The following is a 23,617-nucleotide window of genomic DNA, read 5'->3' as shown; positions in this document are numbered from 1 at the left end:
TGATGTCATCGGCGGGTGGAGTTCCTCGGTGGTCGTGCAGCGTCAAGAACTCCATGATCACCTTGAGGGCTTCACCCGCTTCATCCGCCTCCACAGAGGCCACTCACCCCACGAAATCCCTGTTCAGCGCCCCGCGCCGCGAGAACGCAACAGCCCTGTGGCGTCGCGGTAGTTATCACCGCGACGCCCTCTCTCCACAGCCTGTGGAGAACCCTGTGGAACGTATGTTCGACCGACGTGGCGCGACACCGGATGGACAGGGGTTGGCATACAGCTTCACCTCCGGACGCGAAGGTCGCCTCAAGCGTCCACCTGCACGTGGGCGCCCACCAGTCACAACGGGCAATACCAGCACGACGGACGGGCAGGCGATCCGGTAGCCTCAAAACGCGCGTGCGCCTAACAAGGCGCACTCGGGGCTGCTAGCTCAATGGCAGAGCTGCGGACTTTTAATCCGTAGGTTCAGGGTTCGAGTCCCTGGCGGCCCACTCTGAGCAGGCAATATAGACGGACGTTGAATTATGTTCGCCTATATGTTCAGACCAGGGCGACCAGGGTTGCGGCCTCGCCACCCGCAGCTTCCTGCACGACGCTGACGTGCTCATCATGGATGTTCCCTCGTCCGCCCTCGACCCTCGCGCCGAGGACGCCCTTCCAAGGCCATCCGCGACCGGCGGGGACGCGGCATCACCATCCTGATCACCCACCGACTGGCCAATGTCCGCCACGCCGACCCCCGCATGTACATCCCGCACCACGGCCGCCTCATCGAAGCCGGCACCCACGACCAGCTCATGGCTATCGGCGGCCGGCCGGCAGCATGCTCACCGAGCTGCGCGACATGCACCGCGCGGACGCTGTTGGCTGGGCTCGGCGGGACGACCGCAGTGTGGAGTGCGGGGGCGAGGGTGAGCAGTCGGGCGGTGAGCAACGGACCGTGGAGCAGGACGGCAAGGGCGGCGACGGCAGCGATCTCGGCTCCGGGGCGGACGGCCGCGACGGCCTGGGCACCAGACTCGCGGTCCGTGCCGCCTGTTCCGGTGCTCGTGTTCGCTGGGGCTGGTCGGCTACGGTCACAAGGCCGAGGTGGAGGCGCTGCTCGACGGGCTGGAGGGGGAGCATCCCGCGGTGCGGGTGGTGCGGCTGCGGCCGGGGCTGATCTTCCAGCGGGCCGCCGGTGTGGAGATCACCCGCTATTTTCTGGGTCCTCTCGCGCCGGTACGGCTGCTGCGCTTCGGCCGGATTCCGCTGGTGCCGACGAACCGCCGGCTGCGGATGCAGGCGGTGCACGCCGACGATGTGGCTGACGCGTACGCCAGGGCGGTTTTGGGTGATGCGCGCGGTGCCTTCAATCTCGCCGCGGACCCGGTGCTGACCCCGGAGCTGGTGGCCCGGCAATTCCACGGTTGGACGGTGCCGGTCGCGGCGCCGGTGCTGCGGGTCGCGGCGGCCCTGACCTGGCGGGCGCGGCTGCAACCGGTCGACGCGGGCTGGGTGGAGCTGGGCCTGAACGCGCCGCTGATGTCCAGTGAGCGGGCGGAGAGCGAGCTGGGTTGGGTGCCCCGGATCGACGCGCTCACCGCGCTCAAGGAACTCATCGTCGGCATGGCCGGCGGCGACCACACCGCGAGCCCGCCCTTGTCCGGCGCGCCCACCCTGCCGGGTCGCCCGGAGGGCCTCCTCGAAGCACGCCCCCCGGGCCAGGGAAATCCCTACTGAGGCTTGGTGCCGATGACTGTGGGGTTCTGGGCGCCCAGGAAGAAGATGCCGGGGTAGCCGCGGGTCTCGAACTTTCCGCTCGGGTTGCGGCGCAGGGTCGAGTTCTCGATCCGCATCGTGCCGGTGCGGTTGTTGCTCACGAAGAAGATCGCGCCGCCACCCTCGTTGGCCTTGTTGTTCTCGATGACGGTGCCGGCGATCCGTACGGTGAACTCGTTGCCGTCGCAGTAGATCGCGCCGCCGCTGCCGCCGCCGGGCGTGCCCGACTTGGCCGGGTTGGCGCCGCTGCCGATCGCCTCGTTGTTCTTCAGCACGCTGTTCAGTACCACCCACGACACGCCGATGCTGCTCAGCGCCCCGCCGTTGGAGCAAGAGCCGCCGTCGAAGGTGCTGCTGACCACGTACACCGGCTTGTTGTCGTACTGGCTGAGCACCCGGACGGCCGCGCCGCCCAGGTCGGGGCCGGTGCGGTCGCAGCGGTTGCGGACGAAGCGCGAGTTGACCACCTTCAACCGCCCGCCGCGTACGAAGATCGCGCCACCGCCGCCACCCTCGGCCTTGTCGCCGGTGGAGTTGCCGTCGGCGAAGGTCAGGTTCTGCACGGTGAGCTGCGGGTGGTCCTGGTTCTGGCAGTGCGAGGTGGTCCAGCCCTGGGCCTCGTCGCAGGTGTTCATGTAGAGGATGCGGCGCTGCCCCTGACCGCTGAGCGTGACCGTGCCGCCGCCGTCGAGGACGACCTTCGGCCCGTTGGCGTTGCGGACCTTCGCGGTGGCCGCCATCGTGATCGTCACCGGTGCCGGTCCACAGTTGAACGTGATGATGCCGCCGGCCGCGACGGCCTTCACGACCGCCGCGGAGGTGCAGCTCGCCGGCGTGCCGGTGCCGACGGTCCGGGTCGGCTTCGAGGTGTCCACCGCGCGTGCCTCGGCGGGCACGGTGGCCTTGCCGTTCGGATTGCCGGCCGCGAGCGCCTTCGCGGCGAGCTTCGGGCTCGCGCTGGCCCCGGGGCCGCCGAGGCCGTCGCGGCCCGCCGGTACGACGCCCTGGTCGCCGGTCGCCAGGGCCTGCGGCGAGGCGGGCGAGCCGGCCTCGAAGGCGGGCGCCGGATCGTCGGACGCGCAGGCGGGCAGGGTCGCGGTAGCGACACCGAGGACGAGCAGAGCGGCAAGCGACGTCATGCGCACCCCGTGATGCTAGGAGCCGTGACGGCGTCGCGACGAATCCGCCGTGCCGGTTTAATGCCTCGCTAAGGCTGGTCGGGTCACTCAGGCGTGGGAGAGTGCGAAGGCGGTCAGGAAACCGGCGACCGTGATGAGACCGACCAGCAGGTGGGCGTCCTCGAACGCCTCTGGGACCATGGTGTCGGTGATCATGGCGAGGATCGCCCCGGCGGCCAACGCCGTGATGCTGGCCAGCACCTCCGGCGGTGCGCCACCCAGCAGGGTGTTGCCGACCAGCGCCGCGACGCCGCTGATCAGCGCGATCCCCGTCCAGAGCAGGAACACGTACCGTCGGGTCCGGCCGGCCTGGCGCATGCCGGCCGCGCTGGACAGCCCCTCCGGGATGTTGCTGAGGAACACCGCCACCACCGTGACCAGGCTGACCGCGCCGCCGCTGAGCAGGCTGGCGCCGATCACCACCGATTCCGGTACGCCGTCGAGCAGCGCACCCACCGCGATCGCCGTGCCGGAGCCGGGCTTCTCACCCTCGGAGGGCTGGCGGGCGCCGGAGCGTTTCCGGTTACGGGCGCCGCGCCGGGCCAGAGCCACGTTGGCGAGGGTGTACGCGCTCGCGCCGCCGGCCGCACCGAGCACGGTGGGCAGCATCCCGCCCTGGTCGTGCGCGACCTCGATCAGCTCGTACGGCACCGCGGAGAGCAGCACCCCCGCGCCGAACGCCATGACCGACGCGATGAGCGTCTGCGGCACGCGCGCGAACCAGCCGACCGCCGCCCCGACCAACAGGGCCGACCCGGCCAGCAATCCCCATCCGCCCGCCTGCAACCACTCCGGCATTCCGGGGACCGTACCCGGTGGGGCACGGGCGGCAAACCGTGCTCAGAAGTCGGCGAACAGGTACGGCACTTCGCGCGGGAAGATGCTGCGCAGTTCGGCGGCCGCGTCCGGCGTCCAGCGACAGCAGCCGGGCCATCGGGGCGGACGAGCCGGGCCGGCCCGCCCGCGCCTCGACGCGCACGTCCAGGTCGGTGAGCCACAGCTCGGGCAGCTCGTCGGGCGGGACCTGGAGGCTGACCCGCTCGACCTGGTCGACGTGCCGGGCGAGGAACTGCAACAGCAACGTCCGGGCGAGCGGATCGGTGGCGAGCAGTTCGTTGCCGAGCAGGGTGCCGCCGTAGTCGTCGATCCGGTACGTGATCGCGCCGGTGACCGCGCCATCCACCCGGGCGGTGAGCAGCCAGTGTTCGTCCCGGTCGCGTAACCCGACCGCCCGGTAGTCGGGGAAGACCGAGAAGCCGTGCCGTTGCTCGAGGCAGCGCTCGGTGAACGCGCGCCACGTCGGGTAGCCGGCGGCGATCCGCTCCCAGCCCACCTCGCCGGGCAGCTCGGCGCGCAGCAGCGACCCCAGATCCGCCGGGGTGAAGGTGACCGTGCGCGGCTTGGGCAGCCCGACGTAGCCGAACCGGGCGTAGAAGCTGGGCCGGAACGGATAGAGGGCGCTGAGCGGACGCCCCTCGTCGCGCATCTCGTCGAGCAGCCGGTGCAGCAGCGTCCGGACATGCCCCTGCCGGCGGGCCAGCGGATGGGTGGCCACCCCGGCGACGCCGGCCATCGGCAGCACCACCCCGCGGAGGTTCTGCCGCATTCCAATGGCCGACACGACGGCCAGCGTGGCCCCGTCCTCCTCGATGGCGAGCGTCGTGTTGCCCTGGTGGTAGGGCAGGTAGTCGCGGAACTGCTCGATCCGGGCGGCACCGAGCGGCGACGACTCGAACGCGTACGCGGCCAGCGGGAAACCGGTGGTGAGACGGTCGTCGGCGGTCACCCGGCGGATGGTCATCCGCCCATCTCAACCCGCCGCGCAGGTCCCAGCAACCGAATTGACCGGATCAGCCGACGGGCAGGTGGCGCAGGTGCCGGCGGCGGCGCAGCCGGACACTCGCCACGGCGGCCACGCTGAGCACCAGCAGGGCGGTGACGGCGAACCCGTGCAGCACGCCCCGGGTGAGGTAACCCTCGTCGGTGTGATCCACCGACCAGGTGGCGATCTCCCGGCTCGACCAGAACGGCGTCAGCTTCGCGCCCGACCCGGCCGGGTCGATCAGCATCTGCACGGTCACCACGGTCAGCAGCAGCAGCGTTCCCTCCAACTCGCGGGGCAGCAGCGTGCCGATCAGCATCCCGAAGGGCGCCGCCACACCGACCGAGCAGAGCATCGCCGCGGCCAGGCCGCCGTACCGCAGGTCCGCGCCGTCGACCAGGGGAAGCAGGAAGAAGGGTACGGAGATGACGAGCCCCACCGCCCACAGGCCGAGCATCCGACCCAGGTAGAGGTGGTGTGGGCGGTAGCCGGCGAACCGCAACCTCGGCTCCAGCTCCCGGGCCGCCGTGGTGGCGAAGAGCGCGGCGGTGCTCACCGCCCAGCCCACGCCGAGCAGCAGCGACCGTACCGACTGCCCGAGGTAGGCGTCCCGCCGGATCAGGTAGAAGGTCAACGGCATCAACAACAACAGCAGGAGTACGCCCCGACGACGCAACAACTCCCGCAGGGTCATCTCGGCGACGGTGACGAGCCGGTTCACGGACGGCCTCCTCGGACGCCGGGCGCGATCCGCCCGGACGGTTGTGCTGGGGTCAGGTCGAGCACGGTGTCCACCCGGTCGAGCTGGTTGAGCAGGTGGGTCACCACGACGATCGCCGCGCCCTCGTCGCGCAGTCGGCTGAGCTGGTCCCAGAAGTTGACGTAGGTGCCCTGGTCGAAGCCCTGGTACGGCTCGTCGAGCAGCAGTACGTCCGGCTCACTGAGCGTGGACATGGTCAGGTTGAGTTTCTGGCGCGTACCGCCGGAGAGGTGCCGGGCCTGCACGTTTCCGCCCGCCTCCCAGCCGAGCTGTCGGGCGGCCGCCCGTCCGGCGCGGCGGGCCGGCCCCCGGGCCACGCCCTGACCGGCGCCGACCAGCACGAAGTGCTCGTCGGCGAGCAGGAAGTCGGCGGTGCCGCCGGACTGTGGGCAGTAGCCGAGTCGCCCGGAGACGGTCACCTCACCGGCGTCGGGTGAGATCAGCCCGGCGCAGATCCGCAGGAAGGTGCTCTTGCCGCAGCCGTTGGCGCCGACCACGGCGGCGATCTGTCCGGCCCGGACGGTCAGCGTCGCGTCGCGCAGCACCGTCTTTCGGCCGTACCGCTTGGTGATGCCGCGGGCGTGCAGCCGGACCGGTCCGGGGCGTGGCCCGGGTGCCGTGCCGATGCTCTCCACGATCGCGCCCGCGTACTGCTGGGGTGGGCCGAAGACGACCCACGGGTCGCCGCCGGAGTCGCGCAGGTGTGTGGCGGCCTCGGCGACCACGTGCCGGGCGGCGTCCACCGCGACCCGGCGGTGGTGCAGCTCGGCCGCGAACGTGCGTAGCCAGTCGTCGTTCACCCGGCAACCCCCTTCGTGACGATGTCGCTCACCGGCCTGACGAACGTGAGCCAGGCGTTGCCTCCGTCGCGCAGCGCGGCCTGCCCGCCCTCGGTCAGCCGGTAGTACTTGCGGGCCGGCCCGGCGGTGCCCTCCCGCCACTGCGCGGTCACCAGACCGGTCTTCTGCAGGCGCAGCAGCACGGGATAGAGCGTGCCGCCCTGGATCGGCCCGACGCCCGCCGCGTCGAGTGCCTGGGCGAGCTGGTAGCCGTAGGACTCGCGTTCGGCCAGCAGGGCCAGGACGCAGATGTCGAGCACCCCCCGCAGCCACTGCCCGCGTCGGTCGGAATCCACCCGCCGGACACTAGCTGCGCAACCTAGATGGCACAACTACCTACTGAGGTCGCCGACCGCCCGCTCCGGCCTGTGTCACGAGAAGGTGGAGGTCAGCGGGCCGTGACGTCGGAGACGACGACGGTGACGTTGTCCGGTGCGCCGGCGTGGTGGGCGAGCTTCACCAACTGCTCGCCGCACTGCTGGCGGTCGGCGTACATGCCCAGCGCCGCGGCGATGGCGTCGTCCTCGACGTAGTCGGAGAGCCCGTCGCTGCACAGCAGCAGCCGGTCGCCGGGGACGACGGTGAGCACACCGACGGCCGGTGGGGTGTCAGCACCCTGCACGGCCCGGGTCACGAGGGAGCGCTGCGGGTGGTGCCGGGCCTGCTCGGGGGAGAGCGTGCCCTGGTCGACCAGCGCCTGCACGAACGTGTCGTCCCGGGTGAGCTGGGTCAACTCCCCGTCCCGCAGCAGGTAGCAGCGGGAGTCACCGACCTGCGCCAGCACCAGCGTCTCCCCGGCGAGCAGCGCCGCCGTCAGTGTCGTACCCATCCCCTCGCGGGTCGGGTCGACGGTGATGGCGGCGTGGATTCGCTGGTTGGCGGTGCTGACGACGGCGCGTAGGGCGTCGGCGGCCCCGTCGGGGTCGGTCGGCGGGGCCAGCTCGTCCAGGATCCGGATCACGATCTCGCTCGCCACCTCGCCCGCGGGCAGCCCGCCCATGCCGTCGGCGACCGCGATCAGGCGGTCACCGGCGAGGGCGGAGTCCTCGTTGTTGGTGCGCACCAAGCCGATGTCGTTGAGGATGACCGAGCGGAGGATCAGCGTCATGGGGTCAAGCTTGCCAAGAACACCCCGCCTTCGTCTCTCCGCCTCCTACGTCGGGTCGAGAAATGATTGCGATATCCGCCCGGAGGGGCGGTGCGCCGGCTCGGTCGGGCTCAGCGGCGGGGGTAGCGCAGCAGCAGGCTGGCGGCGACCTCCTCGTCGCCCGCCGCCGCGTAGGTGTGCGGCACGTCGGAGACCCAGCGCAGGTGACCGCCGGCCGGGGCGGTCAGCGGCGCGTCCGCCGGGCCGGCGCGCAGCACGCCGGCGAAGACGGTGATGTGTTCGGTGACTCCCGGTTGGTGGGCGGGAGAGAGTTGCGTGACGCCGGGCGCGACCCGCATCCGGTACAGCTCGTAGGTCGCGTCGGTGTCGGAGAACACCTCCAGCAGGGTGGCGGTGACCGCGGTGCCGTGCACGATCGGCTCGGCCGCCGGTTCCGCCAGCAGGGCGGTGAACGGTACGCCGAGTTGCGCGGTGACCGCCCAGAGCGTCTCCAGGGTCGGGTTGCGGGTGCCGTTCTCCAGGCCGGAGAGGGTGGCCTTACCGACGCCGGCGAGCCGGGCCAGTGTGGACAGCGAGATCCCCCGCTCCTCGCGCAGGGCTCGGACCCGGCGCCCGACGACGGCGGGGTCCACGTCGAGGCCCGGGCGGCGGGCTGGTGGTGGGTGCGGCACCCGGCTATCGTGCTACACGCAGTCGTTCCGTAAACGGAACAGTCGGGAGGGGTGGGGATGGCCGGGCGCACACAACCGGTACTGGCCGGTGTGGTGACCGCGCTGGTGGGCTTCGCCAGTTCGTTCACCGTCGTGCTGGCCGGGCTCCGGGCGGCCGGCGCGTCGGACGCGCAGGCGGCCTCCGGCCTGCTCGCCCTCTGCGTGGCGTGCGGGCTCGCCGCCGCCTGGCTGGGCTGGCGACACCGGATACCGATGAGCGTGGCCTGGTCCACGCCGGGCGCGGCGCTGCTGGTGGCGACCGGGTCACCGCCGGGCGGATGGCCGGTCGCGGTGGGTGCGTTCCTCGTCTCCGGCCTGCTGATCGTCGCGGCCGGGCTCTTCCCACCGCTCGGCCGGGCGGTGGCCGCCATTCCCAAGCCGGTCGCCGGCGCGATGCTCGCCGGGGTGCTGTTACCGCTGTGCACCGCCCCGGTCCGCGCGCTCGTCGAGCTGCCCACGGTGGCCGGACCGGTGGTGGCCGGCTGGCTGCTGCTGCACCGCTTCGCCCGCCGCTGGGCGGTGCCCGGCGCGCTGCTCGTGGCGGTGGCGGCGATCGCGCTGACCTCGCCGCCGACCGGTCTGAGCGGCGCCGCGCTGATCCCGTCGATCACGCTGACCGCGCCGGCCTGGAACGCGTCCGCGCTGATCGGGCTCGCCCTGCCGCTGTTCCTGGTCACCATGGCCGCGCAGAACGTGCCCGGCATGGCCGTGCTGGTCGGCTACGGCTACCGGCCGCCGTTCGGTGCCGCGCTGCGGGCCACCGGCCTGGCCAGCCTGCTCGCCGCCCCGGCCGGCGGGCACGCGGTGAACCTCGCGGCGATCACCGCCGCGCTGGCCGCCGGCCCGGACGCCCACCCGGACCCGGACCGCCGGTGGGCCGCCTCGGTCACCGCCGGCGTCGGACTGGCCCTGCTCGGGCTGGGCGCCGGCGTGGCCACCGCGCTGGTCGCGGTCGCCCCACCCATCCTTATCGAGGCGGTCGCCGGACTGGCCCTGCTCGGCGCCCTCGCCACCGCGCTCGCGTCGGCGGTCACCGACCCGGCGACCCGGGAGGCCGCCGTGGTCACCTTCGTGGTGACCGCCTCCGGCGTGACGCTGATCGGCGTGGGCGGCGCGTTCTGGGGCCTGGTCGCCGGGTGCCTGATGCTGCTGCTCTTCCGCCGCCGCTCAGCCGCGACGCCGGACCGGTCCGTCCCGGTCGTCGAGCCGTCCGTGGCCGACTCCGACCCGGTCGCCGACCGGGCTGCGGAGGGCGACAGCGATGGCGTCGGCGCACGCGTCGGGTGAGGCGGAGGGGCGGTGAACGCGAAGGCGGGGTTGGGCGGGGGGTTACTCCTGCGGGGGCAGCTCGGCCACGCCGACGGCGAGGCGTACCCGGCCGTCGGCCACCGAACCGATCCGGTCGGCCGGCACGTACACCGCGCCGGTGCGGGTCAGCTCGGTGGAGACCTTCAGGTAGCCGGTGTGCAGCAGCCGCGCCGCCAGATCGGCCGGCACATCCGGCTCCTCGACCGCCGTCGACTCGATCAGCTCGTCCAGGCTGCTGCCCGGGTCGGCGGTCGGTGCCTGCACGGTCACCGCGTTCGGGTCGCCGCGCTGGACGAGGTCCACGGTCCCGACCTCGGTGCCCGCGGAGTCGATCACCGGCATCCCGGTGGTGATCCGCGAGATGGTCGCCTGCTGCTCGTCCTGCTGGTCCATCCCAACGCGGTTCCCGGGGCGGTACGCCGCTAAACGCGCCGCCGACCCGCCCGCCCCACTCAGCTGTTCGGGAGGGTCCAGCTGCCCGGCGGGCGCGGGGACAACTCCCGCCAGGTGTCCGTGCCGTCAAGGAGAGCCCGGACCGTCTCCTCGGCCTCGTCCGCACTGCCGTACTCGTAGAAGCGGGAGATGCCCTCGGCACCGCCGGCCCGCTGCTCGACGTGCCACCGGTCGGCGTCCACCCGCAGGAAGACGTCCCGTCGGGCCAGCCGCCCCCACTTCCCGTTCCACCAGTGCTTTCGCTGCTCCATGGCGGGACTCTATCGAACACACGTACGAGAAGATGCGGCCCCTGCGGGATTCCCGCAGGGGCCGATGTGCATCCGTCCGGGTCAGCGCGGCGCCGGGGGTTCGGTGCGGCGGCCCAGCACGTCGTCCAGTGCCCCGCGCTGCTGGCCGGGGGTGGTGTGGCCGGCGGAGACCAGCGCGTCCCGAATCTCGGTGAGCAGCTTGACCTCCTCGCTCGGCGCGGCCGGAGGTGGCTCCTCGCCCCGCTGCCGCCGCTCGGCCAGCTTGTTCATCGGGAACACCACGAAGAAGTAGAGCACCGCCGCGGTGAGCAGGAAGGTGATCAGGGCGTTGATGAACGCCGCCCAGTCGAAGACCTGGTCGTTGAGAGTCCACGTCCCGGCCGAGAGGCTGGTGCCCCCGCCGATCGCCTTGATCAGTGGTTCGAGGAACGACTTGGTGAGCTGGGTGACCACGCCCGTGAACGCGGCGCCGATCACGATGCCGACCGCCAGGTCGACGACGTTGCCGCGCATGATGAAGTCTTTGAAGCCCTTGAGCATCCGTACTCCCGAGGTGTCCGGTTTTCCGTCCGGCACAACCTATGCCTCAGGGGCGGGCTCCAGAAACGCGCCGGCTTCGATCGCCGCCCGGTCGGGCTCGCCGGCCCGGATCGCCTCGACCAGTCGGGTGTGGTCGACGTAGCGCTCCGGAGTGAGCGCGTCGCCCATCGCGTGGGCGACGGTGCTGCGCAGGGCGGTGCCGACCGAGGCGTACAGCTCGGCGAGCATGGCGTTGTGCGCGGCGGCGACCACCGCCGTGTGCAGGGCCGCGTCGGCCTCGACGAACGCGTCGACCCGGCCGCCGCGCCAGGCGGCCTCGCGGTCGGCGAGCGCGCCGTCGAGCGCCGCCAGGTCGGCCGGGGTACGCCTCAGCGCGGCGAGCCGGGCGGCCTCCACCTCGAAGGCACGTCGTACCTCGATGACCTCGGTCATCCGGTCGCCGCCGAGCCGGCGGGCCACCACCGGCGCCAGTTCGTCGGTGGACACCACGTACGTGCCGGAGCCCTGCCGGCACTCCAGCACCCCGGCGTGCACCAGGGCGCGGACCGCCTCCCGGACCGTGTTGCGCCCCACGCCGAGCGCGGCGACGAGCTGTGGCTCGGTGGGGATCCGAGCGCCGACCGGCCACTCACCGCCCAGGATCCGGGCCCGGAGCTGCTCGATCGTCTGCCGGACACGGTGACCGCGCGGCGGCACGGCGGGCTGGCCGCGGGGCGGCACCGGCGGCGCGGAGGGGAAATCAACCGACGGTGGCACTGGTTACATCACCGGTCCCAAATTCATCCCATGATTGTAGGTTAGAGGCCATGACCCCGCCACCCACCGCCGCTCCGGCCCTGCCCGCACCCGCCGCCGTCGACGCCCGCCCGGCGCGCGACCCCGCGGGCCGTCGGACGCACCCGGCGACCGGTGGCGCACTCGTGCTGGCCGGGATGCTGCTGGTCGCGCTCAACCTGCGCGCCGTGGTGACGAGCCTCGGCGCCCTGCTCGACGAGGTCCGCGACGGGCTGGGCCTCTCCGGCGCCATGGCCGGTCTGGTCACCACCCTGCCGACCATCGCGTTCGCCGGCCTCGGCGCGCTCACCCCGTGGCTGGTCCGCCGGGTGGCGCCCGCCCGGGTGTTGGTGGTCGCCATGCTCGCCCTGGTCGCCGGTCAGGTGCTCCGGGCCGCCACCGACTCGGCCTGGATCTTCGTGCTGACCAGCGCGCTGGCGTTGGCCGGCATCGCGGTCTCCAACATCCTGCTGCCGATGCTCGTCAAGCAGCACTTCCCGCAGCGCACCGGCCTGGTCACCGGGGCGTACACGATGGCGTTGACCCTGGGGACGACGGTGGCCGCGGCCTCCGCGGTGCCGATCGCACACGCCTTCGGATCCTGGCGGGCCGGGCTGGGCGTCTGGGCCGCGATGGCCGCGGTGGCCGTACTCCCGTGGGTGCCGCTGGCGCTGCGGACCCGGGCGGGCGCGCGGCGGGCGACCCCGACGGGAGCCGCCGTGCCGACGCGGGTGCGGCCGGCGCGGACCCGCCTGGGGTGGGCGATGGCCGTGTACTTCGGGGCGCAGTCGCTCAGCGGATACGCGATCATGGGTTGGTTGGCTCAGCTGTTCCGCGACGCCGGCTACCAGCCGGAGTCGGCCGGTCTGCTGCTCGCCGGGGTGACCGCGCTCGGTGTGCCGATCGCGCTGCTGATGCCCACCGTGGCCGGCCGGTTGACCAGCCTGCGACCGCTGGTGCTCGGGCTTACCACCGCGTCGACCCTGGCCTACCTGGGGTTGGCCATCGCCCCGGACGGCCCCGCGCTGCTCTGGGTGACCCTGCTGGCGATCGGCCAGGGCGCGTTTCCGATGATCCTGACCGCCATCGGCCTGCGTGCCCGCACCGCCGAGGGGACCGTCGCGCTCTCCGCGTTCGCGCAGAGCACCGGGTACGTGATCGCCGCCCTCGGCCCGCTGTCGGTCGGCATCCTCTACGAGATCACCGGCGGCTGGACGGCGCCGATCGGGTTCCTGCTGGCCGCGCTCGCCGTGCAGACGGCGGCGGGCATGGCGATCGCCCGTCCCCGCTACGTCGAGGACGAGTGAGAGCGGCAGCGGTCAGGAGGAGGCCGGCGTCGGTTCGCCGGCGACGGCCTGATCCACCGTCGGGTAGGTGTGCAGCACCTCGACCAGCCCGCTGACCTCGAGGATGCGAAGCACACCGCGCTGTGGTGCGGCCAGCCGCACCACGCCGCCGGCCTCGTCGCAGCTGTTCTTGGCGCGGACGAAGACCGACAGACCGGTCGAGTCGCAGAACGAGACGTCCGCCAGGTCGAACACCAGCCGGTTACGGCCCTTGTCGAGCAGGTCGGTGATCTGGTCCTGCAACTGCGGTGCGGTTGCCATGTCCAGCTCGCCCGCGACCGACACGACGACCACGTCGCCGCGTTGTTCCGTGTGCACCGTCAAGGACATGTGGCAGACCTCCTGTTATCGGGGGAACGGTATCCCACGACCGGCGTCGTACGCAGAAGGGGAGCCGGCATCCGGTGGCCATCGTCATTCCGTTGCTACGGGGCAAGTAGTTCGACGGTCCCCGGTGATAGAGTCCGCCCGGTCCAGGTCGAGGGGGGTTTCGCAATGGCGTTGAACGCCGAGGAAAGTGGTCGGCTCGCCGCACTGCTCGGCGGACACGCCGAACAGGTCACGGCTCGGTGGACCGAGATCGTCACCGGTTCGTTGCGTGGACGCCTGAGTCAGGCCGAGTTGCGCCGGCAGGTCCAGGATCTGCACCGTGCCATCGTCGCCAGCGGCGAGCAGGGCGCCATCGACCTGTCCGCCGAGAACTCCGCCGAACTGCGCGCCGCGCTCTCCGAGCTGTCCCGTGGTCGGGCCCGGCAGGGCTTCTCCGCCACCGAGACCACGATCAGCGTCTTCGCGCTCAAGGACGTGCTGGCCGAGCTGCTCCAGGACGGCGGCGGGGCCAACGCCCTGCACGACTACATCGCCTTCTCCAAGCTCGTCGACGAGCTGGGCCTGTTCACCTTCGAGAGCTTCGTCCGCACCCGCGAGAGCCTCATCGCCGACCAGGCCGAGCAACTGCTCGAGCTGTCCACGCCGGTGGTCAAGCTCTGGGAGGGCGTGGTCGCCGTCCCGCTGGTCGGCACACTGGACTCGGCGCGCGCCCAGGTGGTCATGGAGCGTCTGCTGCAGACCCTGGTCGACACCGGCTCGCCGTACGCGATCATCGACATCACCGGCGTGCCGGCGGTGGACACCCAGGTCGCCCAGCACATCCTGAAGACCGTGGTGGCCGCCCGGCTGATGGGCGCCGACTGCATCATCTCCGGCATCCGGCCGCAGATCGCCCAGACCATCGTCGCGCTCGGCATCGAGTTCGGCGACATCGCCACCAAGGCGAGCCTCGCCGACGCGCTGCGTCACGTGCTGCGGCTCACCGGGGTGGAGACCGCCCGCCGCCAGCCACGCCGGGACATCTGATGGAACGCGTTCCGATCCTCAAGATCGGCGACATCCTGCTGGTCTCCATCCAGCTCGACATGTCCGACCAGACCGCGGTCCAGCTCCAGGACGACCTCGCCGAGCGGATCGTCGCCACCGGCTGCCACGGCGTCATCATCGACATCACCGCCCTGGACATCGTCGACTCCTTCGTCGGTCGGATGCTGTCCACCATCGCGTCGATCTCCAAGGTGCTCGACGCGGAGACGGTGGTCGTCGGGATGCGTCCCGCCGTCGCCATCACCCTTGTCGAACTGGGGCTGTCCCTGAACGGCATCCGTACCGCGCTGAACGTCGAACGCGGCATGGAGCTGATCGCGGCGGCCCGCGCCGACGAGCTCGAATACCAGCTCGACGACGATCCGGACGCCGAGACGGCCATCCCGTGACCGCGGGCGTCGACCTGGGCCACCCGCAGGCACAGGCGATCCAGAGCGACGAGGACGTGGTGCGCGTCCGGCAGCTGGTCCGTGCCGTGGCGGTGGCGGTCAAGCTGTCCCTCGTCGACCAGACCAAGGTGGTCACCGCGGCGAGCGAACTCGCCCGCAACACCCTGGTGTACGGCGGTGGCGGCTCGGTCGAGGTGACAACCGTGGACAACGGCCGACGCATGGGCGTACGGATCGTCTTCGCCGACTCCGGCCCGGGCATCGCCGACCTCGACCTGGCCTTCACCGACGGCTACACCACCGGCGGTGGGCTGGGCCTCGGCCTCAGCGGCGCCCGCCGGCTGGTCGACGAATTCGAGATCGAGACGTCCGCGGAGGCCGGCACCCGTATCACGGTGACCAAGTGGTCCCGGTGAACGGGGACGCGGTCACCGACAGCGGCATCTGGTTCAGGGTGGAGGCCGGCAGCGCCGCCAGCGCCGTCCGGCGCGCCGCCGAACGCCTCGGCGCGCAGGTCGAGATGGGTGAGGCACGCATCGCCGACCTCGCCATCGTCGCCGCCGAGCTGACCAGCAACCTGGTCAAGCACGCCGACGAGGGTGTCCTGCTGCTCCGGCCGGTACGCCGAGCTGGTGAGGCGGGCGTGGAGCTGGTGGCCATCGACTCCGGCCCCGGCATGGCCGACCTGACCGTCTCGTCCCAGGACGGGCACTCCACGACCGGCACCCTCGGCATCGGCCTCGGCGCGATCGTCCGCCAGGCCAGCTGGTTCGACGGATACTCGCTGCCCGGCCGGGGCACCGTCCTCGCCGTGCAGGTCTGGCCGGCCGCACCGGCCCGACCCTCCTGGGCCGGCGCCCTCACCCGGCCGATCACCGGCGAAACGGTCAGCGGCGACGGGTACGCCGTCCGGGTCGCCGACGGGCGGCACCAGGTGCTGGTCAGCGACGGCCTGGGGCACGGCCCACTGGCCGCCGGTGCCACCGACGCGGCGCTGGCCGCGTTCCGTAACGCCCCGGCCGGCCCGCCGGCGGCGGTGGTCGGTCACCTGCACCGGGGCATGTCGCACACCCGCGGCGCCGCGCTCGCGGTCGCCGAACTGGACCCGGAGGCCGGCGTGCTGCACTACGCCGGTCTGGGCAACATCGCCGGCGTGGTCGCCGACGGCGACGGCCAGCGCCGGGGGCTGGTGTCGCTGCCCGGCATCGCCGGGCACCAACGGCCGACGATCCGGGAGTACGACTACCCGTTCGGGCCGGGCGCCCGGCTGGTGATGCACAGCGACGGGGTGGTCGACCGCTGGCGGTTGACCGACTACCCGGGCCTCGCCGAGCGGTCACCACTGGTCATGGCGGCAACCCTCTTGCGGGACGCCGGGGTGCGACGCGACGACGCCTGCGTACTGGTCGCGAGGTCCTGGGCATGACCGCGGAGCCGGCCGCGCTGCCGCTGCTGCAGATGGCGCTGCGGGTCGAGCAGGACATCTTCGTGATCCGCCAGCGCGGCCGCGAGGTGGCCGCGGTGGTCGGCCTCGAACACCAGGACCAGGTCCGGATCGCCACCGCGCTCAGTGAGGTCGCCCGCGATCTGCTGCGGACGGCCGGTGGTGCGGACGTCTCGTTCCACATCGATCCGGGCGCCGACGGCCGGTTCCGCCTCCGCGCCGACCTGGCCCCGGTGACCCCGCTGCCCGACGGCCGGTACGAGCCGCAGTCCGGCGCGGTGTCCCGACTGGTCGACACACTGAGCGTGTCGACCGTCGAGGGGGTTACGGTCGTGAGGATGTCCCGACGAGTCCCGGCCAACACGCCGACGCCGACCCCGGAGCGGCTCGCCGAGTTCCGCACCGAACTCGGCCGTACCGCGCCGGCCACCGCGCTGGAGGAGTTGACCGTCCAGAACGGGCAGCTCATCGCGGCGCTCGACGAGGTGCGCAGCCAGCGCGACGAGCTGGCCGTGCTCAACGACGAGCTGGCCGAGACCAACCGCGGTGTGCTGGCGCTCTACAACCAGCTGACCGAGGAGTTGGAGGAAACCAACCGGGGCGTCGTCGCCCTCTACGCGGAGCTGGACGAGAAGTCGGCCCAGCTGCGCGCGGCGAGCGAATCGAAGAGCCGGTTCCTCGCCAACGTGAGCCACGAGCTGCGCGCCCCGGTCACCGCGATCATCGGGTTGGGTCGGCTGCTCTCCGACTCGTCGTCCGATCCGCTCACCGCCGAACAGGCCCGCCAGGTCGGCCTGATCCGCTCGTCGGCGGAGGACCTGCTCGGGCTGGTCAACGAACTACTGGACCTGGCCAAGGCCGAGTCCGGCCGGATCGAGCCGGACTGGGCGGACGTCGACCTGCGTCCGGTCTTCGGCCAACTGCGCGGCACGTTGCGCGCGCTGGCCACCCGCCCCGGTGTGGAACTCGTGGTGGAGGAGCTGGCCGCGCCGGCCGTGCTGCGCACCGACGAGGTGCTGCTCGGTCAGGTGCTGCGCAACCTGCTGCACAACGGGCTGAAGTTCACCGAGCGCGGCGAGGTGCGGCTGCGGGCCCGGCAGCGCGACGACCGCTGGAACTTCGAGGTCAGCGACACCGGTCCGGGCATCGCGCCGGACCTACAGGAACGGATCTTCGAGGAGTTCTACCAGGTGCCCGGCGCCACCCGCGTCGGCGGCACCGGTCTCGGTCTGCCGTACGCCCGGCGACTGGTGACGCTGCTCGGTGGGACACTGCACCTGGCCAGCGAACCGGGCCGGGGCAGTACGTTCACCGTCTCCCTGCCCACCGGAGGAGCGTGACGGTGGACGGCATGCCAACGACCGTCCTGGTGGTCGATGACAGTCGCACCAAGCGTTACCTGCTGGTCAGCTGGCTGTCCCGGGCCGGGTTCACCGTGCTCGAAGCGGAGAACGGCGCCGACGCGCTGGCCCGGGTCGAGGTGGACCGGATCGACCTGGTGGTGCTCGACGTCCGGCTGCCCGACCTCAGCGGGTACGAGGTCTGCGAACGGATCAAGGAGCGGCATCCGGCGATGCCGGTGATCCACGTGTCGGCGCACGCCGTCGACGTGGCCGACCGCGCCCAGGGCCTCACCCGGGGCGCGGACGCCTACCTGACCGAGCCCATCGAGCCGGAAGAGCTGATCGCCACCAGCCGGGCGGTGCTGCGCTACTACCAGGCCCGGCAGCGCGCCGAACTGCTCGCCGAGCGGCTGCTCGGACTGGCCGACACGACCGTGGCGGTGCACTCCGCGCCGACGTTCGCACGCCTGCTGGAGACGGCCGCCGAGGGTGCGGCACAGATCTTCAAGAGCCCGGCGGCGGTGATCGCCGAGACGTTCGACGGTGACTGTCTCGCGGGGATCTGCGCCGGCCCGGGCGCGGAGGCCGCCGTGGTGCCGTGGGTCGTCGACGACACCGGGGTGCCGACCGGCGCCACGGTCCGGGTGGAGACCCCGTCGGGTTGGACGCTGGTCGACTGGCCGGCGGACGACACGGTGACGGTGGCCGCCGCCCGACTGCGGGAGGACCGGGCCCCGCTGTACGTGGTGGTCCCCACCGCCACCCAGACCGCCCGGACCCCGGTGCTGGTGCAGCTCGCCCAGGCGGTCGCGGCGGCGGTGGAGGCGCAACGCTCCTTCGACGAGGAACACCGGATCGCCGTCACCCTCCAGCGCAGCCTGCTCCCGCGCGGGCTGCCCACGGTGGCCGGGCTCGACCTCGCGGTGCGCTACGAGCCGGCCAGCGCACAGACCGAGGTGGGCGGCGACTTCTACGAGCTGGTGATGCTCGACGGGCACCTGCTCCTGGCGATCGGCGACGTGGCCGGCCACTCACTGCACGCGGCGACGGTGATGGCCGAGCTGCGGCACGCGGTGCGGGCGTACGCGGTCGAGGGGCACCAGCCCGGCGAGATCCTGCACCGGGTCAACGAGCTGATGCGTACCCTCCTGCCGAACGAACTGGCCACCCTCTGCGTGCTGCTGCTGCACCCGCCGAGCGGGCGCGTCCGGCTGGCCAGCGCCGGCCATCTTCCGCCGGTGCTCAGCCTGGACGGCAAGGTCGAGTTCGTGCACCACTCGGCGCCGCTGCTCGGCGTCCGCGCACCCCGTCCCGCCGACCTGGAGTTCGTGCTGCCAGCCGGAGCGACGCTGGTGTTCTACACCGACGGGCTGATCGAGCGGCGGGACGCCACCATCGACGAGGGCCTGGCCGCACTCGCCGCGCTGACCGGCACCGTCGACGAGGATCTCGACCGGTTCTGCGAGCGGCTGCTGGTGGAACTGGCCCCACCGGAGATCCAGGACGACGTGGCCGTCGTCGTGCTGCGCCGCCGCTGAGCTGACGGTCCGCCACCTCCGCTGGACTGACGGTCCGCCACCTCCAATGGGCTGACGTCAGTGCACGGAGCGGGCGTACGCGGCGGGCGACACACCGGCGACGGCGGTGAAGTCGCGGACCAGATGGGCCTGGTCGCTGTAGCCGAGATCGGCGGCGAGATCCGCCCAGTTCAGCGGGCCGCCGGCGGCCTGCTCGACGGCCTCCTGGAGCCGGTAGCGGCGGATCACCCACTTCGGCCCGACGCCCACGTGCTCGGTGAACAGCCGTTGCAGCCGGCGGACCGGCACGTCGTGTCGCGCGGCGAAGTCGTCGACCCGCAGCACCGTCCGGTCCGTCCGGATCGCCTCCGCCAGTCGGACAACTTCCGCGGTCGCCGGGTCCGGGGTCGGTGCCCATGCGGCGAGCAGGGCGTCCAGCGCGTGGCAGCGATCGTCGTCGGTGCCCGCGCACACCGGGCCGACGGGGCGTGCCAGCGGGCCGGCGGGCAGTGGGACCCGGCGTCCGGTCAACTCGGCGACCGACCGCCGCCAGAACGGGTGGAAGCCGCCGGGGCGGAACTGGACACCGCAGACCCGGCCGGTGTCGGTCAGCGTGATCCGGAACAGGTCGCGGCCCACCCCGGCCACCTCGCCGGCCTCCGACCCGCCGACGTTGCTCTGGAAGACCACGTTCACGGCGGGGTGCGGTACGACCCGCTGCTCGAACGGTGCCCGCAACGCCCAGTCGATCAGCCAGTAGTGCTCGACCCACGGGCGCAGCGACTCCGCGGGCAGATACCGGCGGAAGTGAACCTCGCGCAGCATCCGCACCGGGTCCAGAATTCCCCGGCTGTCGTCACGCGGTCGCTGTCGCATTTGTTCAAGACCACCCTCATACGCTGGCCCTATGGCCACTCAGACTAGCGATCTGCTGGCGGCTGCCGCGCCGCGAACCGTCGATGTGGTGCGCGGCGTCGCCGACGACCAGCTCGACCTGCCCACGCCGTGCCGCGACTACGTCGTCCGCGACCTGCTCAACCACCTGTTCGAGGTGGTGGTGAACTTCCAGGAACTGGCTGTGAAGCGTCCGGTGGAGTGGGCCGAGAAGCCCGATCACCTGGGCGACGGCTGGCGGGACCGGTTCGCCGTGGAGACCGACCGCCTGGTCGCCGCCTGGTCGGACCCATCCACGATGGAGGGTGTCTCGCCCGGCATGGGCATGCCGCAACCCGTCGTCGGTGGAATGGCGCTGCTGGACTTGACCGTGCACGGCTGGGACCTCGCCGTCGCCACCGGTCAGCCGTACCAGCCGGCCCCGGAGGCGGTGGCCGAGCTGCACGGGCTGGTCGAACAGCTCGGCCCCACCGCCCGCAAGATGGGCGTCTTCGCCGACCCCACCTCGACCCCCACCGCCACCGGAACCCCCAACCTGGCCCACCTCCTGTCCCAAACCGGCCGAACCCCCACCTGGCCCCAAACCCCCTAACCCCACCCCACCCACCCGGCCTCACCCCCGCCCCCACCCCGGTGATCAAGAGGTTTGCGTCATCTGCGGGGCGAAATTTGACGCAAACCTCTTGATCACCGAGGCGGGGGCGGGGTGGGGTGGGGCCGGGTGGGGGTGGGAGTGGGGGTGGGTTGTTGACTTGGGTATTCGCTTGGTGAATAGTTTGACTTGTGTCTACGTCGCACGTCCTGCTGGGGTTGCTCGCTGGTGGGAGCCGGCATGGTTATGACCTCAAGCGTGCGCATGACGAGCGGCTGCCCCGGGCGCGGCCGCTGGCGTTCGGGCAGGTCTACGCGACGCTCGGGCGCCTGCAACGCGACGGTCTGGTGGCGGCCGCCGGTCAGGACCGGGCGGCCGGACCGGACCGGACGACGTACGCGCTGACCGGTGAGGGTCGGGCCACGCTCGACCGGTGGCTGTCCACGGTGGAGCCTCCGATGCCGTACGTGGCCAGCACGCTCTTCACCAAGGTCGTCGTGGCGCTGCTGGCCGCCGACGTGGACCGGGCCCGCTCCTATCTGATCGCCCAGCGCGGCGCGCACACCGCGCGGCTGCGCGAGTTGACCGCGGTCAAGGCCGACCCGGCCGCCACCCTCAGCGATGTGGTCGCGGCCGACTTCGCGATCGCCCACCTCGACGCCGACCTGCGGTGGCTGCGCGCCACCCTGGACCGGGTCGCCGACTGGCACCGGGAGGTGCATCCGTGACGCAACTCCAGGCTCGCGGCGTGGTTCGGGCGTACGGCCCGACGCCCGCCCTGCGTGGCGTGACGCTCGACGTGGCCGAGGGTGAGATCGTCGCCGTCACCGGTCCGAGCGGCTGCGGCAAGTCGACCCTGCTGCACTGCCTGGCGGGGATCCTCCGCCCGGACGTCGGCGAGGTCACCTGGCGTCGCCATCGGATCGACACCTGGTCGGAGGCGGCCCGGTCCCGGCTGCGGCGCACCGAGTTCGGGGTGCTGTTCCAGTTCGGCCAGTTGGTCGCCGAGCTGACCGCGGCGGAGAACGTCGCCCTGCCCCTGCTTCTCGCCGGCACGGGGCGGCGAGAGGCAGGGACGGCGGCGCTCACCTGGCTGGAGCGGTTCGGGGTGGCCGACCTGGCCGACGTCCGGCCGGGTGAGATGTCCGGCGGTCAGCAGCAGCGCTGCGCGACGGCGCGGGCGTTGGTGACCGAGCCGCGGGTGCTCTTCGCCGACGAACCGACCGGTGCGCTGGACACGCTCACCGGTGAGCAGGTCCTCACCCAGCTGGTCCGGCTCGCCCGCGAGCAGCACACCGCCGTCGTGCTGGTCACTCATGAGCCGCGGATCGCCGCGTACGCCGATCGGGAGATCGTGCTGCGCGACGGCCTGGTGGACCACACCGGCCTGGGGCTCGACGTGCCGCTGGCCGGCGGCGCCCGGTGAGGCCGGGGACGCTGGTCCGGCTCGCGCTCGCCGGCACCCGCACCGACACCGCCCGGGTGGTGCTCACCGCGCTCAGCGCCCTGCTGGCGACCCTGGCCGGGCTGGCGGCGCTCGCCGTGCTGGCGATCGACAAACCGCCGGGCGACGCGTGGGCGAAGTCGGAGCAGTACGGCAACGCGCTGCTGCGCGAGCCCGGGTTGCGCGGCGGGACGACGTTCGCGTTGCTGATGCTGACCATCCTGGTGCTGGCGTTGGCCGGTCAGTGCGCCCGGCTCGGCGCGCCGGCCCGGGACCGTCGGCTGGCAGGGCTCCGGCTGGCCGGCGCCACCCCCGGTCAGGTCACCCGGCTGGCGGTGCTGGAGACCGGCGTGGCCGCCCTGCTCGGCACGCTCGCCGGGCTGGGTGTCTACCTGGGTGGCCGCGAGTTGCTGCACCGCCCGGACGGGCAGGGCCAGCTCGCGCTGCCCACCGACGTGCTGCCGTCGGCCGGCGCGATGGCCGCGGTGGTGCTCGGTCTGCCGGTGGTCGCGGCGCTGGCCACCGCCCTGATGCTGCGTACGGTCACCACGAGCCCGCTCGGGGTGAGCCGTAAGGCCCCCCGCGAGCGTGGTCCGCGGCCGTGGGCCGGGTTGTTGATCGCGGTGGGCCTGGCCGCGTTCATCGCGGTCCGCCCGGTGCTGTTCCAGTTCGAGGGCAACGACGAGGTGTTGGCCTGGCTGGTGCCGCTGCTGTTCGTGGCGGGTGGGCTCACGGCGATGATCGGTGTGGTCATCGGTACCGGCTGGATCTCGTACACCTGCGGGCGGTTGTTGCGTCGGCATGGCCGCCGCCCGGCCGCCCTGCTCGCGGCGGGCCGGCTGATGGCCGACCCGTGGGCGGGCAGCCGTACGTTCGCCGCGCTGCTCGCCGCCCTGATCTTCGGCGGGGGCGCCGCCGCGCTGCGCGCCTTCTTCGCGGCACAGGACCAGCTTGACCGGGAGCAGAGCCGACTCGGCGGGGTGGACCAGGCCGCCGACTCGTTCTACCTGTCGACCATGGATCTGGTCGACGCCGCGGTCGCGGTGGCGGTGCTGATCGCGGCGGGCGGGCTGATGGTCGCGCTGGTCGAGGGGATCGTCGCCCGTCGACGCGCGTACGCCGCGCTGGTCGCGACGGGGGTGCCCCGCGCCACGCTGAGCCGTTCCGTGGCCTGGCAGGCGTTGGCCCCGGCGGTGCCGGCAATCCTGCTCGCGCTCACCGTGGGCACGCTGCTCGGCCGAGGGCTCTTCCCGAAAGCCACGACCGGCGGGTCGTCGACGGAGGTCTGCAACGCCACCGCTGCGCTCTGTGCCGACCCGGCCACCCGCGCCCAGTACACGCGGGTCGTGGAGACGCCGCCGGTCGAGCAGGTTCCGGACGTACCCCTGGAGCACCTGGCGTGGCTCGGTGCCGGCGCGCTGGCCGCGGTGCTGGTGACCGTCGGCGTCGGCCTGCTCTTCCTTCGCGTCAGCACGGCACTGGACGAGTTACGCGCGGCCTGACCTGATCCGCACCACGTCGCCGGTCAGGTCGGAGCGTGGAAGAGGCCCGCCGACCAGGAGATCAAGAGACCGGCGGCCGCGGAGCAGCAGCAGACGACCAGGGCGGCGGCCACCACCCCCAGGATCATCCACGCCGACATACGCCGGGCCGCACCCGGCGGCGTGTCGGTGCCTGATTCGACCTCGTCGCTCACCCTGGGAAGTCTAGGTGCGCATGATCGTGCAGCTTCCTGGAAGTAGTGGCCTCGCCGGCCGGCCGAGGCCACTA

The 23,617-nt window shown here is 72.4% G+C and carries 28 protein-coding genes, 1 tRNA gene and 1 pseudogene; 15 read left to right on the top strand and 15 right to left on the bottom strand.

What is annotated here, in order from left to right; genetic code table 11:
• Positions 1-416 precede the first annotated feature (416 nt).
• The 3 genes and pseudogenes from AB0H52_RS12555 to AB0H52_RS12545 all read left to right on the top strand — a co-directional run bounded on the left by AB0H52_RS12555 (position 417) and on the right by AB0H52_RS12545 (position 1,719).
• Positions 417-488 (top strand) — tRNA-Lys (locus AB0H52_RS12555).
• Positions 489-579: 91 nt separating this feature from the next.
• A pseudogene (locus AB0H52_RS12550) lies at positions 580-812 on the top strand (ABC transporter ATP-binding protein); the annotation flags it as partial.
• A gap of 274 nt (positions 813-1,086) precedes the next feature.
• Complete coding sequence (locus AB0H52_RS12545; RefSeq protein WP_225854802.1) at positions 1,087-1,719, top strand: hypothetical protein; 633 nt, start codon at positions 1,087-1,089, stop codon at positions 1,717-1,719.
• Here AB0H52_RS12545 and AB0H52_RS12540 read toward each other — a convergent pair.
• The 8 genes from AB0H52_RS12540 to AB0H52_RS12505 form a co-directional block, all read right to left on the bottom strand.
• Entirely contained in the window at positions 1,713-2,897 is a 1,185-nt protein-coding gene (locus tag AB0H52_RS12540; protein WP_151492770.1) for a hypothetical protein, read from the bottom strand. The two genes, AB0H52_RS12545 and AB0H52_RS12540, sit on opposite strands and share 7 nt — an antisense overlap.
• A gap of 87 nt (positions 2,898-2,984) precedes the next feature.
• The gene (locus AB0H52_RS12535; RefSeq protein ID WP_357946988.1) at positions 2,985-3,545 is read right to left on the bottom strand and encodes a ZIP family zinc transporter; all 561 of its coding nucleotides are present in this window, start codon (positions 3,543-3,545) and stop codon (positions 2,985-2,987) included.
• Entirely contained in the window at positions 3,460-4,737 is a 1,278-nt protein-coding gene (locus tag AB0H52_RS12530; RefSeq protein ID WP_225854801.1) for a GNAT family N-acetyltransferase, read from the bottom strand. The genes AB0H52_RS12535 and AB0H52_RS12530 overlap by 86 nt, the downstream gene beginning before the upstream one ends.
• Positions 4,738-4,786: 49 nt before the next feature.
• Positions 4,787-5,479 (bottom strand): hypothetical protein, encoded by a 693-nt coding sequence (locus AB0H52_RS12525; RefSeq protein ID WP_151492767.1) that lies wholly within the window; start codon positions 5,477-5,479, stop codon positions 4,787-4,789.
• Positions 5,476-6,318 carry an ATP-binding cassette domain-containing protein gene (locus AB0H52_RS12520; protein WP_151492766.1) on the bottom strand — a complete coding sequence of 281 codons (843 nt, stop codon included), beginning with the start codon at positions 6,316-6,318 and terminating at the stop codon, positions 5,476-5,478. Before AB0H52_RS12520 ends, AB0H52_RS12525 begins: the two co-directional genes overlap by 4 nt.
• Positions 6,315-6,653: a PadR family transcriptional regulator gene (locus AB0H52_RS12515; protein WP_151492765.1), complete on the bottom strand. Its 339-nt coding sequence runs from the start codon at positions 6,651-6,653 to the stop codon at positions 6,315-6,317. The genes AB0H52_RS12520 and AB0H52_RS12515 overlap by 4 nt, the downstream gene beginning before the upstream one ends.
• 92 nt (positions 6,654-6,745) lie before the next feature.
• Entirely contained in the window at positions 6,746-7,465 is a 720-nt protein-coding gene (locus tag AB0H52_RS12510; RefSeq protein WP_151492764.1) for a PP2C family serine/threonine-protein phosphatase, read from the bottom strand.
• A gap of 110 nt (positions 7,466-7,575) precedes the next feature.
• Positions 7,576-8,136: an XRE family transcriptional regulator gene (locus AB0H52_RS12505; RefSeq protein ID WP_225854800.1), complete on the bottom strand. Its 561-nt coding sequence runs from the start codon at positions 8,134-8,136 to the stop codon at positions 7,576-7,578.
• 57 nt (positions 8,137-8,193) lie between these two features.
• Here AB0H52_RS12505 and AB0H52_RS12500 point away from each other — a divergent pair, with 57 nt between their 5' ends.
• A complete protein-coding gene (locus AB0H52_RS12500; RefSeq protein WP_225854799.1) occupies positions 8,194-9,462 on the top strand; it encodes a benzoate/H(+) symporter BenE family transporter in 1,269 nt (422 codons plus the stop codon).
• A gap of 42 nt (positions 9,463-9,504) precedes the next feature.
• Here AB0H52_RS12500 and AB0H52_RS12495 read toward each other — a convergent pair whose 3' ends face one another.
• From AB0H52_RS12495 to AB0H52_RS12480, 4 genes are all read right to left on the bottom strand, one after another.
• Entirely contained in the window at positions 9,505-9,876 is a 372-nt protein-coding gene (locus AB0H52_RS12495; RefSeq protein WP_278125205.1) for a hypothetical protein, read from the bottom strand.
• 59 nt (positions 9,877-9,935) lie between these two features.
• Positions 9,936-10,187, bottom strand: coding sequence for a hypothetical protein (locus AB0H52_RS12490; protein WP_139587082.1), 252 nt, complete (start codon positions 10,185-10,187; stop codon positions 9,936-9,938).
• Positions 10,188-10,268: 81 nt separating this feature from the next.
• Complete coding sequence (mscL, locus tag AB0H52_RS12485) at positions 10,269-10,727, bottom strand: large conductance mechanosensitive channel protein MscL (protein ID WP_357946966.1); 459 nt, start codon at positions 10,725-10,727, stop codon at positions 10,269-10,271.
• 39 nt (positions 10,728-10,766) lie between these two features.
• Positions 10,767-11,447: a FadR/GntR family transcriptional regulator gene (locus tag AB0H52_RS12480; protein ID WP_151492623.1), complete on the bottom strand. Its 681-nt coding sequence runs from the start codon at positions 11,445-11,447 to the stop codon at positions 10,767-10,769.
• An 86-nt stretch (positions 11,448-11,533) separates the two neighbouring features.
• Between AB0H52_RS12480 and AB0H52_RS12475 the strand changes: the two genes are divergently transcribed.
• The gene (locus AB0H52_RS12475) at positions 11,534-12,808 is read left to right on the top strand and encodes an MFS transporter (RefSeq protein ID WP_151492619.1); all 1,275 of its coding nucleotides are present in this window, start codon (positions 11,534-11,536) and stop codon (positions 12,806-12,808) included.
• Positions 12,809-12,820: 12 nt separating this feature from the next.
• On the opposite strand, the gene AB0H52_RS12470 is transcribed toward AB0H52_RS12475, so the two are convergent.
• Complete coding sequence (locus AB0H52_RS12470; protein WP_210916436.1) at positions 12,821-13,177, bottom strand: STAS domain-containing protein; 357 nt, start codon at positions 13,175-13,177, stop codon at positions 12,821-12,823.
• A 165-nt stretch (positions 13,178-13,342) separates the two neighbouring features.
• On the opposite strand from AB0H52_RS12470, the gene AB0H52_RS12465 reads away from it, so the two are divergent.
• From AB0H52_RS12465 to AB0H52_RS12440, 6 genes are read left to right on the top strand one after another with little or no spacing between them, the layout of a single operon-like run.
• Positions 13,343-14,203: an STAS domain-containing protein gene (locus tag AB0H52_RS12465; RefSeq protein WP_151492617.1), complete on the top strand. Its 861-nt coding sequence runs from the start codon at positions 13,343-13,345 to the stop codon at positions 14,201-14,203.
• A complete protein-coding gene (locus AB0H52_RS12460) occupies positions 14,203-14,613 on the top strand; it encodes an STAS domain-containing protein (protein WP_151492616.1) in 411 nt (136 codons plus the stop codon). The genes AB0H52_RS12465 and AB0H52_RS12460 overlap by 1 nt, the downstream gene beginning before the upstream one ends.
• Positions 14,610-15,029, top strand: coding sequence for an ATP-binding protein (locus AB0H52_RS12455; protein WP_151492614.1), 420 nt, complete (start codon positions 14,610-14,612; stop codon positions 15,027-15,029). The genes AB0H52_RS12460 and AB0H52_RS12455 overlap by 4 nt, the downstream gene beginning before the upstream one ends.
• The gene (locus AB0H52_RS12450) at positions 15,017-16,039 is read left to right on the top strand and encodes a SpoIIE family protein phosphatase (protein ID WP_225854780.1); all 1,023 of its coding nucleotides are present in this window, start codon (positions 15,017-15,019) and stop codon (positions 16,037-16,039) included. Before AB0H52_RS12455 ends, AB0H52_RS12450 begins: the two co-directional genes overlap by 13 nt.
• Positions 16,036-17,397, top strand: coding sequence for an ATP-binding protein (locus tag AB0H52_RS12445; protein ID WP_357946960.1), 1,362 nt, complete (start codon positions 16,036-16,038; stop codon positions 17,395-17,397). Before AB0H52_RS12450 ends, AB0H52_RS12445 begins: the two co-directional genes overlap by 4 nt.
• An 11-nt stretch (positions 17,398-17,408) precedes the next feature.
• Complete coding sequence (locus AB0H52_RS12440) at positions 17,409-18,938, top strand: SpoIIE family protein phosphatase (RefSeq protein WP_192580468.1); 1,530 nt, start codon at positions 17,409-17,411, stop codon at positions 18,936-18,938.
• 57 nt (positions 18,939-18,995) lie between these two features.
• Here AB0H52_RS12440 and AB0H52_RS12435 read toward each other — a convergent pair whose 3' ends face one another.
• The gene (locus AB0H52_RS12435; RefSeq protein WP_151492608.1) at positions 18,996-19,793 is read right to left on the bottom strand and encodes an AraC family transcriptional regulator; all 798 of its coding nucleotides are present in this window, start codon (positions 19,791-19,793) and stop codon (positions 18,996-18,998) included.
• A 31-nt stretch (positions 19,794-19,824) separates the two neighbouring features.
• Between AB0H52_RS12435 and AB0H52_RS12430 the strand changes: the two genes are divergently transcribed.
• From AB0H52_RS12430 to AB0H52_RS12415, 4 genes are all read left to right on the top strand, one after another.
• Positions 19,825-20,403, top strand: coding sequence for a TIGR03086 family metal-binding protein (locus AB0H52_RS12430; RefSeq protein WP_278125190.1), 579 nt, complete (start codon positions 19,825-19,827; stop codon positions 20,401-20,403).
• A gap of 191 nt (positions 20,404-20,594) precedes the next feature.
• Positions 20,595-21,131 (top strand): PadR family transcriptional regulator, encoded by a 537-nt coding sequence (locus AB0H52_RS12425; RefSeq protein WP_357946956.1) that lies wholly within the window; start codon positions 20,595-20,597, stop codon positions 21,129-21,131.
• Positions 21,128-21,829 carry an ABC transporter ATP-binding protein gene (locus AB0H52_RS12420; RefSeq protein ID WP_357946953.1) on the top strand — a complete coding sequence of 234 codons (702 nt, stop codon included), beginning with the start codon at positions 21,128-21,130 and terminating at the stop codon, positions 21,827-21,829. Before AB0H52_RS12425 ends, AB0H52_RS12420 begins: the two co-directional genes overlap by 4 nt.
• A complete protein-coding gene (locus tag AB0H52_RS12415) occupies positions 21,826-23,349 on the top strand; it encodes an FtsX-like permease family protein (protein WP_357946950.1) in 1,524 nt (507 codons plus the stop codon). The genes AB0H52_RS12420 and AB0H52_RS12415 overlap by 4 nt, the downstream gene beginning before the upstream one ends.
• A gap of 23 nt (positions 23,350-23,372) precedes the next feature.
• Here the strand turns inward: AB0H52_RS12415 and AB0H52_RS12410 are convergent, their stop codons facing one another.
• The gene (locus AB0H52_RS12410) at positions 23,373-23,543 is read right to left on the bottom strand and encodes a hypothetical protein (RefSeq protein ID WP_192580207.1); all 171 of its coding nucleotides are present in this window, start codon (positions 23,541-23,543) and stop codon (positions 23,373-23,375) included.
• Positions 23,544-23,617: the final 74 nt, after the last annotated feature.

Origin of the sequence: Micromonospora sp. NPDC050695, from assembly GCF_040654415.1 — a bacterium.
Lineage (GTDB): Bacteria > Actinomycetota > Actinomycetes > Mycobacteriales > Micromonosporaceae > Micromonospora.
Note: the sequence above shows the minus strand (reverse complement) of the source record. Positions and strands in the feature narration are given on the sequence as shown.